Genomic DNA, 16426 nt, shown 5'->3' on the forward strand with positions numbered 1-16426 from the left:
CGCCCCATCTCGGCGTCAACGCCGCCGACGCGGCGACGGTCGCGCCGGTCAGGGCGGCGAGCCCGATCGACGTCGACAGGCCTTTCCGGCGGGGTGACGACATATCTGGATCACGCATGCCGAAGAAACTACCGTGTTACTGCCGTGACGCAAGTGTGTGAAGCTGAGAATGTACCAAATTGTGACATTGCTATCAGCAAATCGGTGCAGCACAAAGCGTTGACGGAGTTTGCTGGCATGGCAAGCGCCCCGGCGCGTGGCTCGGGGTGCCGCAGTCGGCGCACAGGGTGGCCTCCGGTGAGTTCACGGGTTTGATCGCCTGGTCGGGCGCCACCGTTACCGGCGCGGGCGCGTCGGTCCTCGCCGGCTAGCTACCGTCCAGTAACATGGTCGGGACTCGCTGGGGTTCAGCGCCGAACACAACAGGAGGCCGATGATGGATGTGCTGATCACGGGATGCGACACCGAGCGTGGCCGCACCATCGCAGAGAACTTCAGCTCCGCCGGCCACCGCGTGATCGTCGCCGGCCGGCGCGGTGACGACGTCGAACTCTTGGCCAAGGAACTCGAGGCCGACGCCGTGGTCGTCGACACCACCGACCCGGCGTCGATCGCCGCGGCCGGCCAGCATCTCCCCGCACACCTGGACACCGTGATCAACGTGCCCGCCCCCCGGTCGACCGCCGGCGATCCCCGCACCTACACCCTGGCCGACCACGCCGCGGAATGGCGCGGGCTCTTCGATGCAGGCCTGCTGTCGGCGGTGCTGACCGTGCAGACGCTCGGAGACCAGCTGCGGTCGGGGGGCTCCATCGTCACCGTGATCGGGGATGCGATGACCGAAGGCAGCGCCGCGGCCGCGGTCAAGGCGGCGGTGTCCTCGTGGACGGCCGGACAGGCACACCACTTCGGCATCCGCGGCATCACCGTCAACGCGGTGGCGATCGGCCGCGGCACCGAGCCCGGGTACGAGGGGCTGGGCAACTCCTCGCCCACGGTGGACGAGGAGATCGCCCGGCTGGCGCTGTTCCTCACGACCCCGGCGGCCCGTCACATCACGGGCCAGACCCTGCATGTCAGCCACGGCGCACTGGCGAATTTCGGCTAGCCGTCAACGGTTCGGGGGCGTGCTTTATTCCGGGTTGTGGGCAGATTTCTTCCACTTCTGCCAACGGTGAAATGATCTAGATCAGCGGGGTCGCCCTGCGTACGGTCAGCCGTATGACGATCCGGCTCGGACTGCAGATCAACAACTTCTCCTACGGAACCGGTGTGGGCGAGCTCTTCCCCACCGTGACCGCACAGGCCAGAGAAGCCGACGAGGCCGGCTTCGATTCGGTCTTCCTGATGGACCACTTCTACCAACTGCCGGGAATCGGCAGCTACGACGAACCGATGCTGGAGGCCTACACCGCGCTCGGCGCGCTGGCCGCCGCGACCCAGAACGTCCAGCTGGGCACGCTGGTCACCGGCAACACCTATCGCAACCCCACTCTGCTGGCCAAGGCGATCACGACATTGGACGTCATCAGCGCCGGACGCGCCATCCTCGGCATCGGCACCGGGTGGTTCGAACTCGAACACGACCAGTTGGGTTACGAGTTCGGCACCTTCACCGATCGCTTCGAGAAGCTCGGTGAGGCGCTGCAGATCATCCTGCCGATGCTCGCCGGTGAGCGCCCCACCGTCACCGGAAAGCACTATCGCACCCAGGAGGCGCTGGCCAATCCCCGGTTCCGCGACCACATTCCGTTGATGATCGGCGGCAGCGGCGAGAAGAAGACGATCCCGTTGGCGGCCAAGCACTTCGACCACCTCAACGTCATCGCCGGCTTCGACGAGCTGGCCCGTAAGGTCGAGGTGGTCAGGCAGCGGTGTGAAGAGATCGACCGCGATCCGGCCACTCTCGAGACATCGATGCTCGTCGGTGCGATTCTGGGCGACGGCGTGTCCCCGGACATGATCCCCGACGATTTCAAGCAGCGGATGGTCGCGGGCAGCGTCGAGGAGGTGGCCGAGCAGGTCCAGACCAAAGTGCTCGACGCGGGCATCGACGGCGTCATCCTGTTCGTGCCGACCCAGACCGTCGGGTATCAGCCCGGCCAGATCACCGCGCTCGGAGAGGCGCTCAAACCGCTGGTCACGGCGTGATCGGCTGCGGTGGGGTATCTCACCGCGCCGCCAGGAAGCGCTGCGGCTAAGGTTCTGGTTGCTCTGTTTGGGTAAAGAAGTTCCGGTAAGGACACCCGCGAGAACCGTGCACAGGAGAAGCCATGAGCAATCCCGGAGCCAATGCATCCGATCGCCACAAGGTGGTGATCATCGGATCGGGATTCGGCGGGTTGACCGCGGCCAAGGCGCTCAAGAAGGCCGACGTCGACATCAAGTTGATCGCCCGCACCACCCACCACCTGTTCCAGCCGCTGCTGTACCAGGTGGCGACCGGGATCATCTCTGAAGGCGAGATCGCTCCCGCGACCCGGGTCATCCTGCGCAATCAGAAGAACGCCCAAGTGTTGCTCGGCGACGTCACCGGCATCGACCTGAAGACCAACACCGTGCGCTCGGAGCTGCTGGGCCACACCTACGTCACCCCGTTCGACAGTCTCATCGTCGCGGCAGGGGCGGGCCAGTCCTACTTCGGCAACGACCACTTCGCCGAATGGGCGCCCGGCATGAAGTCCATCGACGACGCGCTCGAGTTGCGCGGGCGGATCCTGGGAGCGTTCGAGCAGGCCGAGCGGTCCAGCGACCCGGCCCGCCGCGAGAAGCTGCTGACGTTCGTCGTCGTCGGTGCCGGCCCGACCGGGGTCGAAATGGCCGGGCAGATCGCCGAATTGGCCGATCAGACGCTCAAAGGTGCGTTCCGGCACATCGATTCGACCAAGGCGCGGGTCATCCTGCTCGACGCGGCTCCAGCGGTTCTGCCGCCGATGGGCGAGAAGTTGGGTAAGAAGGCCCAGGCCCGGCTGGAGAAGATGGGCGTCGAGATCCAACTCAACGCAATGGTGACCGACGTCGACCGCAACGGCATCACGGTCAAGGACCCCGACGGCAAGATCCGCCGCATCGAAGCCGCGTGCAAGGTGTGGTCGGCCGGTGTGTCGGCCAGCCCGCTCGGGCGCGACCTCGCCGACCAGTCCGGAGTCGAACTCGACCGCGCCGGCCGGGTGAAGGTACTCCCCGATCTGTCGATCCCGGGCCACCCCAACGTGTTCGTCGTGGGCGACATGGCTGCTGTCGAAGGCGTCCCGGGCATGGCTCAGGGTGCGATCCAGGGCGCGAAGTACGCCGCCAAGGCCATCACGTCGGGGCTCAAGGGCGCCGATCCGGCCGAGCGGGAACCGTTCAGCTACTTCGACAAGGGATCGATGGCGACGGTGTCGAAGTACAGCGCCGTGGCAAAGGTGGGGCCGCTCGAGTTCGGGGGCTTCATCGCGTGGCTGGCATGGCTGTTGCTGCACCTCGTGTACCTGGTCGGATTCAAGACGAAGATCGCCACGCTGCTGTCCTGGACGGTCACGTTCCTGGGTAACAACCGCGGTCAGCTCACGATCACCGAACAGCAGGCGTACGCGCGAACGCGCATCGAGGAACTCGAGGAGATCGCAGCCACCGTGGACCAGAAAGCGGCCAGTTAGCGACGGCCCAGCTCTGAACCGGCCACGGCCTCGATGACGTCCATCGGGTCGGACGCCGTGCGGATCGGCTGCAGCACGACGGTGTCGATCCCGGCGGCGCGGTAGAGGGCAGCGCCGTCGCGGATCGCCTCGGCCGGGCCGCCGACGCCGAAGTCCGCTTCCGGGGCGACCTGCCAGCGTCGTGCCTCCTCGGCGAGCACGGTCGCCACGTCGGATGGCGCTGGCGCGCACGCCAGATACATGACGGCCCGGAACGCGTGCGGAGCACGCCCGGCGCGGCCCCGCGCGACGTGCCCGAGCGCGGCCGTGACGCTGGCTGCGGTGTGCTGGCAGTCCAAGAGCACGCCGTCGGCGATCGCGCCCGCCAGCTCCAGCGTCTTGGGCCCGGCGCCGCCGATGAGCACGGGCACCGCGGTTTCCGGAACCCAGTCGAGGCGTACCGCGTCGAGGCGGACATAGTCGCCCGCCACGGTGACCGTCTGCCCGGCGAGCAGATCCCGCAATGCGGTGACGTATTCCCGCAACAAGGACATGGGCGACGCCGGCGCCACCCCGGACTGCCGCATCCAGTCCTGCACGCCGTGCCCGATGCCCACCTGCACGCGTCCGGGGAACATCGTGGCCAGCGTCGAGATCTCCAGCGCCGTGGCCACCACGCTGCGCAGGGGCGCGGGCAGTACCCCGATGCCCACCACCAGCGACCGGGTCGCCGTCAGGGCGACGGCAGCCTGGGCGATCCCGCCCTGCAGGAAGCAGTCCTCCCACAGCCACACCTCGTCGAAGCCCGCGTGCTCGGCCTGCGCACAGGACTCGGCGAGCGTCCGGGGATCGAAATCGGGACGCCACACCACCCCGAGCCGTTCCGTCACAGTCGATCTCCCTGCCATGTGGTGAGACTGCCGCCGCCGGCCAGCGCGAGGGTCATCCCGCGGGTTGCGACATCAGCTGCGGGATAGCGCATTTCGGACTCGTAGGCTCGTGGTGCGGCGATCTCGTCGTCGGCCACCGAGCCGGCGCCCACGTCGACCCGGTGGCGCAGCAGCGCTGCGCCGTCCAGATCGGCCCGCAGCGTCCCGCACCAGTACCCGTCGCGCTCACCGGATCTGCCGATCTGCACGCGCTCGGCCACCCGCACCGACGCGCCTGCGGTCATCGACAGCGCCGTGTGCACCGTGTGGCGTGCCCGCCCGGCCACGATCGTCGGCTGCGGATCCAGGTCCAGCGTGCCGGCCACCTCGACCGTCCAGCACGCGTGCGATTGCGTGGTCGCCGCGCCGGGAAGCACCATCGTCGCCGCGACCGTCCGGAGCGCCAGCCGGGCGCCCTCCTCCACCACCACCCGCATCCGGATGGTGTCGCCCCCCAGCGGGGTGGCGGCGGCCGACACCAGGTGCACAGTGTCGCGTCCGGTCCGCCGCACCGCGATGGCTCCGGTGGTCTCTGTGTGGGGGGACCGTCCCGGGCGTGCCACGATCAGCACCTCTGACCGCACCTAGACCGCCTGCATGACCCGCAGCTGCTCGCGCACCCACTCCAGCACCGGCGTCGCCGCCGGATCGACGGTCAGGGAGATCAGCGCGAACGGACGATCGGCGCGCACCGCGGCCGCGTCCCTGCGCATCACGTCCAGATCGGCACCGACCATCGGGGCGAGGTCGGTCTTGTTGATCACGAGCAGGTCGGAGAACGTGACGCCCGGACCGCCCTTGCGGGGCACCTTGTCGCCGCCGGCCACGTCGATGACGAAGATCTGGACGTCGATCAGACCTGAGGAGAACGTCGCGGTCAGATTGTCCCCGCCGGATTCGACCAGGATGAGATCGAGATCGGCGTGCGCGGCGATCAGATCGTCGATGGCGTCGAGGTTGGCGGTGATGTCGTCGCGGATCGCGGTGTGCGGGCAGCCGCCGGTCTGCACCGCCGCGATGCGGTCATCCGGGAGCACGGCGTTGCGCCGCAGGAAGTCGGCGTCCTCGGTGGTGTAGATGTCGTTCGTCAGCACCGCCAGAGACAGCTCGTCACGAAGCTGACGGCAGAGTGCGGCGACCAGCGCGGTCTTGCCCGAGCCGACCGGTCCGCCGATGCCGATGCGCAGCGGCTCCCCCGGCCGGCGCGTCCGGCGCGGGCGATCGTGGGAATGGCCGACACCGTCGATGAGATGTGGTGGCATGCAGGCTCTTTCGTTTCAGGACGCGAACAGGGGGCGGTCACGCTCGAGGTGGCGCTGGGCGAGCACGTCCAGCAGCGGGTCGGACAGGTCGGCGAGGCCGCGGGCGGCCTGAGCGGCGGTGTCCTCGCACACCGGCGCCAGCGCGAAGGTCATCGCGGCGACATCACCGGGATCCAGGGCCAACAGCCGCTGGGCGGCGGTGGCCGATCCGGTCATCGTGGTGTAGACGAGCGACAGGGCGGTGTGCGCCGCGGCGATCCCGCTGGCGTGTCCGACGGCGCCGGCCGCGACCGCCAGGTGAGGCGTGGGCCCCAGAGCGGCCCAATCGGTGTCCGGCCAGACGCGCCGGGCCAGCCGGACCAGTCCCCTGCCCTGAGCACGCGACGCCGCGCGTGCCGCGGGAGCCGGTGTACGGGCGTCGGTTTCGGCCTCCCCGGAGCCTCCGGCAGCTGGCGAGAGCGTGCCGGTGTGCACCGCGGCCGCCAGGGACGCGGTGACCAGGCCGGTGGTGCGAATCCGGCGGTGCAGGTACGCCCGCAGTGTGGGCAGATCGACGACCAAGCCGCTGGTCACCGCTTCCTCGACGCCGCCGGAGTGCACGTGGCCGCCGGTGGGCAGCCGCGAATCCGCGAGTGCGAGCAGCGTGGTGATCATCAGAACAGGAAGAAGCGTTGCGCCATGGGCAGTTCCGCGGCGGGCTGCTCCTGCCACACCTCGCCGTCGATGTGCACGGTGAAGGTGTCGGGATCGACGCGGATGTCGGGCAGCGCATCGTTGAGCGGCATCTGCGCCTTGCCGACAGCGCGCACGTTCTCCACCGCGACGAGGCGGCGCGCCACCGCGATACGGTCGGCCAGCCCGTCCTCGATCGCCTGCGGCGCGACGAAGTGCAGCGATGTGGCGGCCGCGGCCGCGGGTGCCGCACCGAACATGGGGCGCGGCAGCACCGGCTGTGGCGTGGGGATCGACGCGTTCGCGTCCCCCATCGCGGCCCACGCGATCATGCCGCCCTTGAGCACGGCATGCGGGCGGACCCCGAAGAACGCGGGCTCCCACAGCACCAGGTCGGCGAGCTTGCCGACTTCGATCGAACCGATCTCGCGGTCCATGCCGTGGGCGATCGCCGGGCAGATCGTGTACTTGGCCACGTAGCGCTGCGCACGGGTGTTGTCGGCTCTGGTGTCGCCGGGCAGGAAGCCGCGGCGCTGCTTCATCACATGCGCGGTCTGCCAGGTGCGCAGCACCACCTCGCCGATGCGGCCCATCGCCTGGGCGTCACTGCCGATCATCGAGATCGCGCCGATGTCGTGCAGCAGGTCCTCCGCCGCGATCGTCGACGGCCGGATCCGGCTCTCGGCGAACGCCAGGTCCTCGGGCACGCTCGGGTTGAGGTGATGGCACACCATGAGCATGTCGAGGTGCTCGTCGAGGGTGTTGACGGTGTGCGGACGCGTCGGATTGGTGGAACTGGGCAGCACATTGGGCTTACCCGCGACCGTGATGATGTCGGGCGCGTGACCGCCGCCGGCACCCTCGGTGTGATACGCGTGGATCGACCGGCCCTTGATCGCGGCCAGCGTGTCCTCGACGAAGCCGGCCTCGTTGAGGGTGTCGGTGTGGATGTTGGCCTGTACGCCGGCGGCCTCGGCAACGGTCAGGCACGCGTCGATGGCCGCCGGGGTGGTACCCCAGTCCTCGTGAAGCTTGAATCCTGCTGCTCCGCCGCGCAATTGCTCCCACATCGCCTCGGTGCTGACGGTGTTGCCCTTGCCCAGCAGCGCGACGTTCAGCGGCCAGGTGTCGAGCGCTTCCAGCATGCGGGCCAGGTGCCACGCCCCGGGTGTGACGGTGGTGGCCTTGCTGCCTTCGGCGGGGCCGGTGCCGCCGGCGACGATCGTGGTGATCCCGCTGCCGAGCGCTTCCTCCATGATCTGCGGGCAGATCAGGTGCACGTGACAGTCGATGGCACCCGCGGTGACGATGCGGCCGTTGCCGGAGATGATCTCGGTCGAGGGCCCGACCACCAGATCGGGATGCACCCCCGACATGATGTCGGGGTTGCCCGCCTTGCCGATCGCGACGATGCGTCCGTCGCGAATACCGATGTCGGCCTTGATGATTCCCCAGTGGTCGAGGATCACCGCCCCGGTGATGACGGTGTCGGGGGCGCCGTCGGCGCGGGTGGCGCGGGATTGACCCATCGATTCCCGCAACACCTTGCCGCCGCCGAACACCGCTTCGTCGCCGGCCAGCCCAGGTCCCCCACTGCGGTCCTCGGTGATCTCGACGAACAGATCGGTGTCGGCCAAGCGGATGCGGTCCCCTGCCGTGGGACCGTAGAGCGCGGCGTAGCGCGCGCGGGACAGCGCCGTCATGGCTGATCCAATCTGCCCGGTGGGTTCAGGCTCAGGCCGTACACCTCGCGCGTGCCGCGCAGCGGTACCAGGCTGACGCGCTGGGCGATGCCGGGTTCGAAGCGGATCGCGGTGCCGGCCGGGATGTCGAACCGGTGCCCATGGGCGGCGGCCCGGTCGAAGTCCAGTGCCGAATTGGCCTGTGGCACATGGACATGGCTGCCGACTTGCACCGGCCGGTCGCCGGTGTTGACGATGTCGAGCTCGAGGCGCTCGGCACCGGCATTGAGTTCGATGTCGTCGTCGTCGAAGACGATCTCGCCGGGGATCATGCGATCGGGTCGTGGACGGTGACGAGCTTGGTGCCGTCGGGGAAGGTGGCCTCGACCTGGACGTCGTGCAGCATCTCGGGAATGCCGTCCATCACCTCGTCGCGGCCGAGCACGGCGCGCCCGCTGACCATGAGCTCGGCAACGGTGCGTCCGTCGCGAGCGCCCTCGAGGATGTGGTCGGTGATCACCGCGACGGCCTCGGGGTGGTTCAGGCGCAGTCCGCGTGCCTGGCGGCGGCGGGCGAGTTCGGCGGCATAGGAGATCAACAACCGCTCCTGTTCATGCGGTGTCAGGCGCATAGAGGGCGATCCTGCCACGACCCGCCGCACTCAGCAGCGCACGCGGGCGCAGGCTGCTGCCGGCTACTCCTCGGTCATGTTCTGCAGGCGCACCTGGCCCCGGGCGACCAGGCGTCCGCTGTCCCCGCTGCCCTCGGTGATCGTCACCACCCACAGCTGCTGGCGCCGGCCTCGGTGGATCGGTGACGACGTGGCCGTCACGGTGCCCGATCGGATGGCGCGCAGGAAGTCGGTGTTGTTGTTGACGCCGACGACGTAGCCGCCGCCGTTCTGGGTCAGCCAGACATGGCCCGACACGCTGGCCATGCTCTCGATCACCGCGCAGTACACCCCGCCGTGCACGATGCCCCAGGGCTGCAACAGGACATCGGTGATCTCGAGAGTCGCGCGGCCGCCGTCGGCGGACATCTCCTCGTAGCGCAGGCCGAGCACCGTGTCGAAGCCGTCACCGAGTCCTTCGGGAAGATCAATCACGAATCGTGTCTACACGCCGCGCTCGGCGCCGAAGCGGACGGGCCCCACGCCGTGCGGCGTGGGGCCCGTCCTGTGGTCGGACCGGGGGTCTCTGCAGCCCTCAGGACTCCGGCGCGGTCCGGGTGGTACTCGACCAATATAGGCAAGCCTTGCCTAATTCAGCAAGGCCTTCGTCGGAATCGGCCGGTGCCCGCCGCGGACCGGCAGGCCGAAACTCATCAGCGCGTCGAGGAGAGCCTGCGTGCGCCGCATGCTCACCGCCTCGCTGCTGCCGGCGAGCAGCGGGATCTGGGTCGCGGCGCTGACGGCGGCGGCTCCGACGGCATGCCACATCGCCGACACCGGCGTGGTGCCGTCGCTGGCTGCGTACAGGCGAGTGAACAGCGGGCCCAATGCGCGATGGCTGCGGTGGGCGACCCAGGTGGTCAGCGCGGCCTCGCTGGGCAGCGCGACGATGCCGTCCCTGCGCGCGGCGCGACGGCCGGCGAACGCCGGATCGTCGGGTAGAGCGCGCAGCGTGGGCTCGGCCACGCCCACCCAGTCGATCGTGCCTTCGGAGTCCACGTGCACCCAGAGGTTCTCCGGTCCGGTGTCCCAGGCCCGGCCTTCCAACGCCAGGAGCGGGATCACCCGGCCGACGACGACGTGGGCGAATGTCGCGGCCAGTTGCTGGGTGACCGTGGCCGGGTTCGCGATCTCGGCGAGGCCGGCCGCGTACATGCGAGGCAGCCGGTCGGTCGTGAAGAGTTCGGCCAGCGGCCACCAGCGGCGACGCGACAGGTCGCCCATGACCGCGACCCCGTGCACGCGCGGGCATTCCGGATCCAGCGCGCGCAGCCGGCGGCTGGATGCATGGATCGGCAGCGGGCGCCTGATCGACATGCTCGCGATCAGCGGATCGTCGACGAGAACGGACACGGCAACCTCCCTGAGTTAGGTTAGCCTTACTATAACCACGAGGGATCATGACTCCACAGGAGGCCACCGCTGTGATCGGACTCACAACACCGCCCGGCACCGCTGTCGACCGTCGCGGCGTTGCGCTCGAAGACGTCGTCTCACGTGATACGACGCGCGGTAGTAATCCCGTAGTACGCTCACAGGCACCGCCGGTAGGAGAGAGGACCATGCCCAAGTTGACTCGGCTCGGAGAGCTCGAGCGCTCCGTGATGGACCACCTGTGGTCCGCGGGTGAGCCGCAGACCGTGCGGCAGGTCCACGAGACGCTGTCGTCCGAGCGTGACCTCGCCTACACGACGATCATGACCGTGCTGCAGCGGCTGGCGAAGAAGAATCTCGTCGTCCAGCACCGCGATGACCGGGCCCACCGCTACGCGCCCACCCATGGTCGCGACGAACTCGTCGCCGGCCTCATGGTCGACGCCCTCGACCAGGCCGCCGACTCCGGAAGCCGCGAGGCGGCACTGGTGCATTTCGTCGAACGCGTCGGCGCCGATGAGGCTGCGGCGCTCCGCCGCGCCCTGGCCGAACTCGAGGACAAACACCGCGCAGACACACCCAGTGGCGATCACGGCATCAGCTGAGAGACACTGACAGCGTGTCCGCGCTGGCCTTCACCATCGTCGCCCTGATGTTGTCGGGGCCGGTGCCTGCATTGCTGGCTCGCGCGACGTGGCCGTTGCGGGCGCCGAGGGCGGCGATCGTGCTGTGGCAGTCGATCGCCCTGGCCGCGGTGCTGTCCTTCTTCTCCGCGGGCATCGCGATCGCGAGCCGGCTCTTCGAGCCCGGACCCGATGGCCGGCCGACGGCCACCATCGTCACCGCGCTCGACGATCTCGGCTGGCCGCTGTGGACCGCCTACGTCGTCGTCTTTGCGCTCACTCTCGTCGTCGGAGCGCGGCTGATCGGCTCGATCCTGCAGGTGGCGATCGCCACCCGACGCCGTCGCGCCCACCACCGGATGATCGTCGACCTCGTCGGCGCCCACCCCACCCGCCCGATGCCCGCCCACGGCATCCGCATCCTCGACGTCGCCCAGCCGCTGGCCTACTGCCTGCCCGGGGTGCGCAGCCGCGTCGTGGTCAGCGAGGGCGCGCTGAACACGCTGTCGGACAACGAGATCTCGGCGATCCTGTCGCACGAACGGGCCCACCTGCGCGCACGGCACGATCTGGTGCTCGAGATGTTCACCGCGGTGCACGCTGCCTTCCCCCGCATCGTGCGCAGCGGACACGCCCTCAACGCGGTGCGGCTGCTCATCGAGGCGCTCGCCGACGACGCCGCGGTGCGCAGCACCGGACCCACTCCCCTGGCGCGCGCGCTGGTCGCCTGCGCCGCCGGGCACACCCCCCGAGGGGCGCTCGCCGCCGGCGGACCGACCACGGTGGTGCGGGTGCGACGTCTCGGCGGCGCCCCGAACAGCCGCGCGCTGGCCGCCGGTGCCTACGTGTGCGCCGCGGCGGTACTCGTCGTACCGACGATCGCGCTGGCGGTGCCCTGGCTCACCGAGCTGCACCGGCTGTTCACCGCATGATGATCTGCTCGACTGCACGCAACAACCGCACAACGAAAGGCGCCCTGCATGACCGACTCCGCTAGCTCGACGACCGGCACCGCGCAGATCGGGGTGACCGGCCTTGCAGTGATGGGGTCGAACCTGGCGCGCAACTTCGCCCACCACGGCTACACCGTCGCGCTGCACAACCGCACCACCGCCAAGACCGACGCGCTGCTCGCCGAGCACGGCTCGGAAGGGAAGTTCGTGCGCAGCGAGACGATCGAGGAGTTCCTCGATGCGCTGGAGAAGCCGCGCCGCGTGATCATCATGGTCAAGGCCGGTGACCCCACCGACGCCGTCATCAACGAGCTCGCCGACGCCATGGAAGAAGGCGACATCATCATCGACGGCGGCAATGCGCTCTACACGGACACCATTCGCCGGGAGAAGGCGATCCGGGAGCGCGGTCTGCACTTCGTCGGCGCCGGCATCAGCGGCGGCGAGGAAGGTGCACTCAACGGCCCGTCGATCATGCCGGGCGGGCCCGCGGAGTCCTACAAGAGCCTGGGCCCGCTGCTCGAGGAGATCTCCGCCCACGTCGACGGCGTGCCGTGCTGCACCCACATCGGCCCCGACGGCGCCGGACACTTCGTCAAGATGGTGCACAACGGCATCGAGTACTCCGACATGCAGCTCATCGGCGAGGCCTATCAGCTGCTGCGCGACGGGCTCGGCATGAGCGCACCCGAGATCGCCGACGTGTTCGCCGAGTGGAACACCGGCGACCTGGACAGCTTCCTGATCGAGATCACCGCGACCGTGCTGCGCCAGACCGACGCCGCGACGGGCAAGCCGCTGGTCGACGTGATCCTCGACGAGGCCGAGCAGAAGGGCACCGGCCGCTGGACGGTCAAGTCCGCGCTGGATCTGGGCGTGCCGGTCACCGGCATCGCCGAGGCGGTGTTCGCCCGCGCGCTGTCCGGATCTGTCGCCCAGCGCAAGGCCACCACCGGGTTGGCATCCGGCGAATTGGGTGAGAAGCCCTCCGACGCAAAACAATTCGTCGACGACGTCAGCAAGGCTCTGTACGCATCGAAGATCATCGCCTACGCCCAGGGCTTCAACCAGATTCAGGCCGGCAGCGCCGAATACGACTGGGACATCAAGCCCGGCGACATGGCACGGATCTGGCGCGGCGGCTGCATCATCCGCGCCAAGTTTCTCAACCGGATCACCGACGCGTTCGACGAGGATCCCGAGCTGGCGACGCTGATCGCCGCGCCGTACTTCCGCGAGGCCATCGAGTCGGGTATCGACAGCTGGCGCCGGGTCGTGGTCAAGGCCACCGAACTCGGCATCCCGATCCCCGGCTTCGCCTCGGCGCTGTCCTACTACGACGCGCTGCGCACCGAGCGGCTGCCCGCCGCCCTGACCCAGGGGCTGCGCGACTTCTTCGGTGCACACACCTACGGCCGCATCGACGCCGACCGCGACAAGCGCTTCCACACGCTGTGGAGCGGGGACCGCAGCCAGATCGAGGCCTGATTCTCCCCGCGAGCAGACGCGAACTCGAGTGTTTGAGGCCCCCTGGGGCTCGAGTTCGCGTCTGCTCGCCGGATGAGGTGACCCCACTAGACTCGCGGGCGTGAAGTTCCTCGAGGGCCACCGGCCGCCGTACGACCTGACCTACAACGACGTCTTCATCGTTCCGGGCCGCACACAGGTCGCCTCGCGATTCGACGTCGACCTGTCCACCGTCGACGGCTCCGGCACCACGATCCCGGTCGTGGTCGCGAACATGACCGCGGTCGCCGGCCGGCGGATGGCAGAGACGGTCGCTCGCCGCGGCGGAATCGTGGTGCTGCCCCAGGACCTGCCGCTCTCGGCGGTCCAGCACACCGTCGACTTCGTCAAGAGCCGCGACACCGTCGTCGACACCCCGGTCACGCTCTCCCCCGACGACTCGGTCTCCGACGCGTGCGCGCTGATCAACAAGCGGGCCCACGGCGCGGCGGTCGTCCTCGACGACAACCGGCCGGTCGGGCTCGTCACCGAATCGGTGTGCAGCGGTGTGGACCGCTTCACCAGGGTGCGGGACGTCGCGATCTCGGACTTCGTCACCGCGCCGGTGGGCACCGACCCGCGCAAGGTCTTCGACCTGCTCGACCACGCACCCGGCGCAGACGTCGCGGTGCTCACCGACGCCGACGGCGCCCTGGCCGGCGTGCTCACCCGCACCGGCGCCGTCCGCGCCGGCATCTACACCCCCGCTCTCGACGACCGGGGTCGGCTGCGCATCGCCGCCGCCGTCGGCATCAACGGCGACGTCGCGGCCAAGGCGCGGGGCCTGGCCGACGCGGGCGCCGACCTGCTGGTCATCGACACCGCCCACGGCCATCAGGCCAAGATGCTCGACGCGATCGCCGCCGTCGCCGCGCTCGATCTGGGCCTGCCCCTGGTCGCCGGCAACGTCGTCTCCGCCGAGGGCACCCGCGACCTGATCAACGCGGGCGCCTCGATCGTGAAGGTCGGCGTCGGTCCCGGCGCGATGTGCACCACCCGGATGATGACCGGTGTGGGCCGGCCGCAGTTCTCCGCGGTCGTCGAATGTGCCGCTGCGGCAGCGGAACTCGGAGGGCACGTGTGGGCCGACGGCGGCGTGCGCCATCCCCGGGACGTGGCGCTGGCGCTGGCCGCCGGCGCGTCCAACGTGATGATCGGCTCCTGGTTCGCCGGCACCTACGAATCCCCCGGCGACCTGCTGCACGACCGCGACGACAAGCCGTACAAGGAGAGCTACGGCATGGCCTCCAAGCGTGCCGTCGCCGCGCGCACCGCGGCCGACAGCGCCTTCGACCGTGCCCGCAAGGGCCTGTTCGAGGAGGGCATCTCGACCTCCCGGATGAACCTCGACCCCGCCCGCGGCGGCGTCGAGGACCTGCTCGACCACATCACCTCGGGCGTACGCAGCACCTGCACCTACGTCGGTGCGCGCACGCTGCCCGAACTGCACGAGAAGGTGGTGCTCGGGGTGCAGTCAGCCGCCGGCTTCGCCGAGGGCCACCCCCTGCCCACCGGCTGGTGACGGATAGGCCAGCACCGACCCGCCCACCTCGACGCCGACGTCGGACCCCTGCTCCAGATCGGCCCGGCCCGGCACCCGCATCCGCACCGTGCAGCCGTCCGGCAGCCGCAGCTCGATCGCGGTGTCCGAGCCGTAGAACCGGCACGCCGTGACGCGGGCGGGGCGACCCCCCGCCGCGAGCCGCAGCTGCTCGGGACGCAACACCACCACCGCGGCACCGTCGGCGACGCGCATGAGCGGGCGCAACGCCCCGAGCGCGGTGTGCACGACGCCTGCGGAGGCGGTGCCGGCCAGCTCCACCGTCGCACCGACGAACCGGGCGGCCGCCAGCGTGGCCGGACACCGGTACAGCTCGGCCGGGCTGCCGTGCTGGGCGATCGAACCGTCGATCAGCAGGGCCACCGAGTCGGCCAGCGACAGAGCCTCGGTCTGGTCATGGGTGACCAGCACCGACGTCGTCGCGGTGTCCCGCAGAATCGTCGCGATGTCCTCGCGCACCCGGGTGCGCAACCCTGCGTCGAGTGCCGCGAACGGCTCGTCGAGCAGCAGCACCCGCGGCCGGGCCGCCAGCGCGCGGGCCAGCGCCACCCGCTGCTGCTGTCCGCCGGAGAGCTCATGCGGCCGGGCGTCGGCGAGCCCCTCGAGTCCCACCACGTCGAGCCACTTCTCGACCCGCTCGCCGCGTGGCATCCCGAACGCGATGTTGCCGCCGACGCTCAGATGCGGGAACAGGGCACCTTCCTGCGGCATCAGGCCGACGCGGCGCCGATGCACGGGCACCGGCGCGGGCCCGCCCGCCACCAGCTGACCGGCGATCCGGACCGTGCCGGCATCGGGATCGGTGAAGCCGGCGATGATGCGCAGCAGCGTGGTCTTGCCGCAACCCGACGGCCCGAGCACCGCGGTCATCGTGCCGTCCGGCACCACCAGATCGGCCCCGGCGAGCACCCGCCGGGTGCCGAAGAACTTCTGGATGCCGTGCGCGGCCACCCCGTCAGTCACCGCGCACGCTCCACACGCCGAGCAGCGCGGTCGGGACAGCCGCGAAGACCAGCAGGGCGGCCGCGTACGGCGCGGCGGCGGCGTAGTCGCTGACCGAGCTGTACCCCCACAACCGGGTGGCCAGCGTGTCCGTTCCGGTCGGATGCAGCAGCAGCGTCACCGGCAATTCCTTCATGCACGTCAGCAGTACCATCGCCGCTCCCGCCGCGATACCGGGCAGCGCCACCCGGGCCGTCACCGCGACGAACGCGCGCACCGGCGCGCGGCCGAGCGACCGCGCGACCTCCTCCAGCCGGATCGGCGCCGACTCGACCGCCGCCCGCACCGACCCGACGGCCAGGGGTACGAACAACACCGTGTACGCCAGGATGAGCAGCGGTTCCCGCTGGTAGATCGGCCGTAGCAGCAACACCCCGAGCGAGACCATCGAAATCGCGATCACGATCGCCGGCAGCCCGTGCGCAACGTAGCTCGCGCCCTCCAACGCCCGGGTCGCGCGGTCGCGATGCCGCGCGGCCAGCACGCCGAGCGGCAGTGCTGCGACCGTCGACACCACCGCGGCCGCCGCCGAGAGCCACAGCGTGGCACCCAGCGCCGCGCCCCACAGGCCG

The 16426-nt window shown here is 69.9% G+C and carries 18 protein-coding genes; 7 read left to right on the top strand and 11 right to left on the bottom strand.

Annotated features, from left to right (window positions below; translation table 11 throughout):
• Window positions 1-436 precede the first annotated feature (436 nt).
• The 3 genes from MHN84_RS29170 to MHN84_RS29180 all read left to right on the top strand — a co-directional run bounded on the left by MHN84_RS29170 (window position 437) and on the right by MHN84_RS29180 (window position 3641).
• The gene (locus MHN84_RS29170) at window positions 437-1108 is read left to right on the top strand and encodes an SDR family oxidoreductase (protein WP_241207931.1); all 672 of its coding nucleotides are present in this window, start codon (window positions 437-439) and stop codon (window positions 1106-1108) included.
• 113 nt (window positions 1109-1221) lie between these two features.
• Entirely contained in the window at window positions 1222-2151 is a 930-nt protein-coding gene (locus tag MHN84_RS29175) for an LLM class F420-dependent oxidoreductase (protein WP_241207932.1), read from the top strand.
• A 122-nt stretch (window positions 2152-2273) separates the two neighbouring features.
• On the top strand, window positions 2274-3641 hold the full coding sequence (locus tag MHN84_RS29180) for an NAD(P)/FAD-dependent oxidoreductase (RefSeq protein ID WP_241207933.1): 1368 nt from the start codon (window positions 2274-2276) through the stop codon (window positions 3639-3641).
• Here the strand turns inward: MHN84_RS29180 and MHN84_RS29185 are convergent.
• The 9 genes from MHN84_RS29185 to MHN84_RS29225 all read right to left on the bottom strand — a co-directional run bounded on the left by MHN84_RS29185 (window position 3638) and on the right by MHN84_RS29225 (window position 10188).
• Window positions 3638-4510, bottom strand: a complete 873-nt coding sequence (locus MHN84_RS29185; protein WP_241207934.1) for an LLM class flavin-dependent oxidoreductase — start codon at window positions 4508-4510, stop codon at window positions 3638-3640. The genes MHN84_RS29180 and MHN84_RS29185 overlap by 4 nt on opposite strands.
• The gene (locus MHN84_RS29190) at window positions 4507-5133 is read right to left on the bottom strand and encodes an urease accessory protein UreD (protein ID WP_241207935.1); all 627 of its coding nucleotides are present in this window, start codon (window positions 5131-5133) and stop codon (window positions 4507-4509) included. The genes MHN84_RS29185 and MHN84_RS29190 overlap by 4 nt, the downstream gene beginning before the upstream one ends.
• The gene (gene ureG, locus MHN84_RS29195) at window positions 5134-5811 is read right to left on the bottom strand and encodes an urease accessory protein UreG (protein WP_241207936.1); all 678 of its coding nucleotides are present in this window, start codon (window positions 5809-5811) and stop codon (window positions 5134-5136) included.
• A 15-nt stretch (window positions 5812-5826) separates the two neighbouring features.
• A complete protein-coding gene (locus tag MHN84_RS29200; protein ID WP_241207937.1) occupies window positions 5827-6465 on the bottom strand; it encodes an urease accessory protein UreF in 639 nt (212 codons plus the stop codon).
• A complete protein-coding gene (locus MHN84_RS29205; RefSeq protein ID WP_241207938.1) occupies window positions 6465-8186 on the bottom strand; it encodes an urease subunit alpha in 1722 nt (573 codons plus the stop codon). The genes MHN84_RS29200 and MHN84_RS29205 overlap by 1 nt, the downstream gene beginning before the upstream one ends.
• Complete coding sequence (locus MHN84_RS29210) at window positions 8183-8497, bottom strand: urease subunit beta (RefSeq protein ID WP_241207939.1); 315 nt, start codon at window positions 8495-8497, stop codon at window positions 8183-8185. Before MHN84_RS29210 ends, MHN84_RS29205 begins: the two co-directional genes overlap by 4 nt.
• The gene (locus MHN84_RS29215; protein ID WP_241207940.1) at window positions 8494-8796 is read right to left on the bottom strand and encodes an urease subunit gamma; all 303 of its coding nucleotides are present in this window, start codon (window positions 8794-8796) and stop codon (window positions 8494-8496) included. The genes MHN84_RS29210 and MHN84_RS29215 overlap by 4 nt, the downstream gene beginning before the upstream one ends.
• 63 nt (window positions 8797-8859) lie before the next feature.
• Window positions 8860-9270, bottom strand: coding sequence for a PaaI family thioesterase (locus tag MHN84_RS29220; RefSeq protein ID WP_308193002.1), 411 nt, complete (start codon window positions 9268-9270; stop codon window positions 8860-8862).
• 153 nt (window positions 9271-9423) lie between these two features.
• Window positions 9424-10188: an iron reductase gene (locus MHN84_RS29225; RefSeq protein ID WP_241207941.1), complete on the bottom strand. Its 765-nt coding sequence runs from the start codon at window positions 10186-10188 to the stop codon at window positions 9424-9426.
• A 209-nt stretch (window positions 10189-10397) separates the two neighbouring features.
• On the opposite strand from MHN84_RS29225, the gene MHN84_RS29230 reads away from it, so the two are divergent.
• The 4 genes from MHN84_RS29230 to MHN84_RS29245 all read left to right on the top strand — a co-directional run bounded on the left by MHN84_RS29230 (window position 10398) and on the right by MHN84_RS29245 (window position 14813).
• Window positions 10398-10814: a BlaI/MecI/CopY family transcriptional regulator gene (locus tag MHN84_RS29230; protein ID WP_241207942.1), complete on the top strand. Its 417-nt coding sequence runs from the start codon at window positions 10398-10400 to the stop codon at window positions 10812-10814.
• A gap of 14 nt (window positions 10815-10828) precedes the next feature.
• Complete coding sequence (locus MHN84_RS29235) at window positions 10829-11764, top strand: M56 family metallopeptidase (protein WP_241207943.1); 936 nt, start codon at window positions 10829-10831, stop codon at window positions 11762-11764.
• 48 nt (window positions 11765-11812) lie between these two features.
• Window positions 11813-13273, top strand: coding sequence for an NADP-dependent phosphogluconate dehydrogenase (gene gndA / locus MHN84_RS29240; protein WP_241207944.1), 1461 nt, complete (start codon window positions 11813-11815; stop codon window positions 13271-13273).
• Between the two features lie 100 nt (window positions 13274-13373).
• Window positions 13374-14813, top strand: coding sequence for a GuaB1 family IMP dehydrogenase-related protein (locus MHN84_RS29245; protein ID WP_241207945.1), 1440 nt, complete (start codon window positions 13374-13376; stop codon window positions 14811-14813).
• Here MHN84_RS29245 and MHN84_RS29250 read toward each other — a convergent pair.
• Window positions 14766-15815, bottom strand: a complete 1050-nt coding sequence (locus MHN84_RS29250; protein ID WP_241207946.1) for an ABC transporter ATP-binding protein — start codon at window positions 15813-15815, stop codon at window positions 14766-14768. The genes MHN84_RS29245 and MHN84_RS29250 overlap by 48 nt on opposite strands.
• Window positions 15808-16426: iron ABC transporter permease (locus MHN84_RS29255; RefSeq protein WP_241207947.1), on the bottom strand; the 619-nt coding region annotated here is incomplete at its 5' end. The genes MHN84_RS29255 and MHN84_RS29250, both read right to left, overlap by 8 nt.

This window comes from Mycobacterium sp. PSTR-4-N, from assembly GCF_022348085.1.
GTDB lineage: Bacteria > Actinomycetota > Actinomycetes > Mycobacteriales > Mycobacteriaceae > Mycobacterium.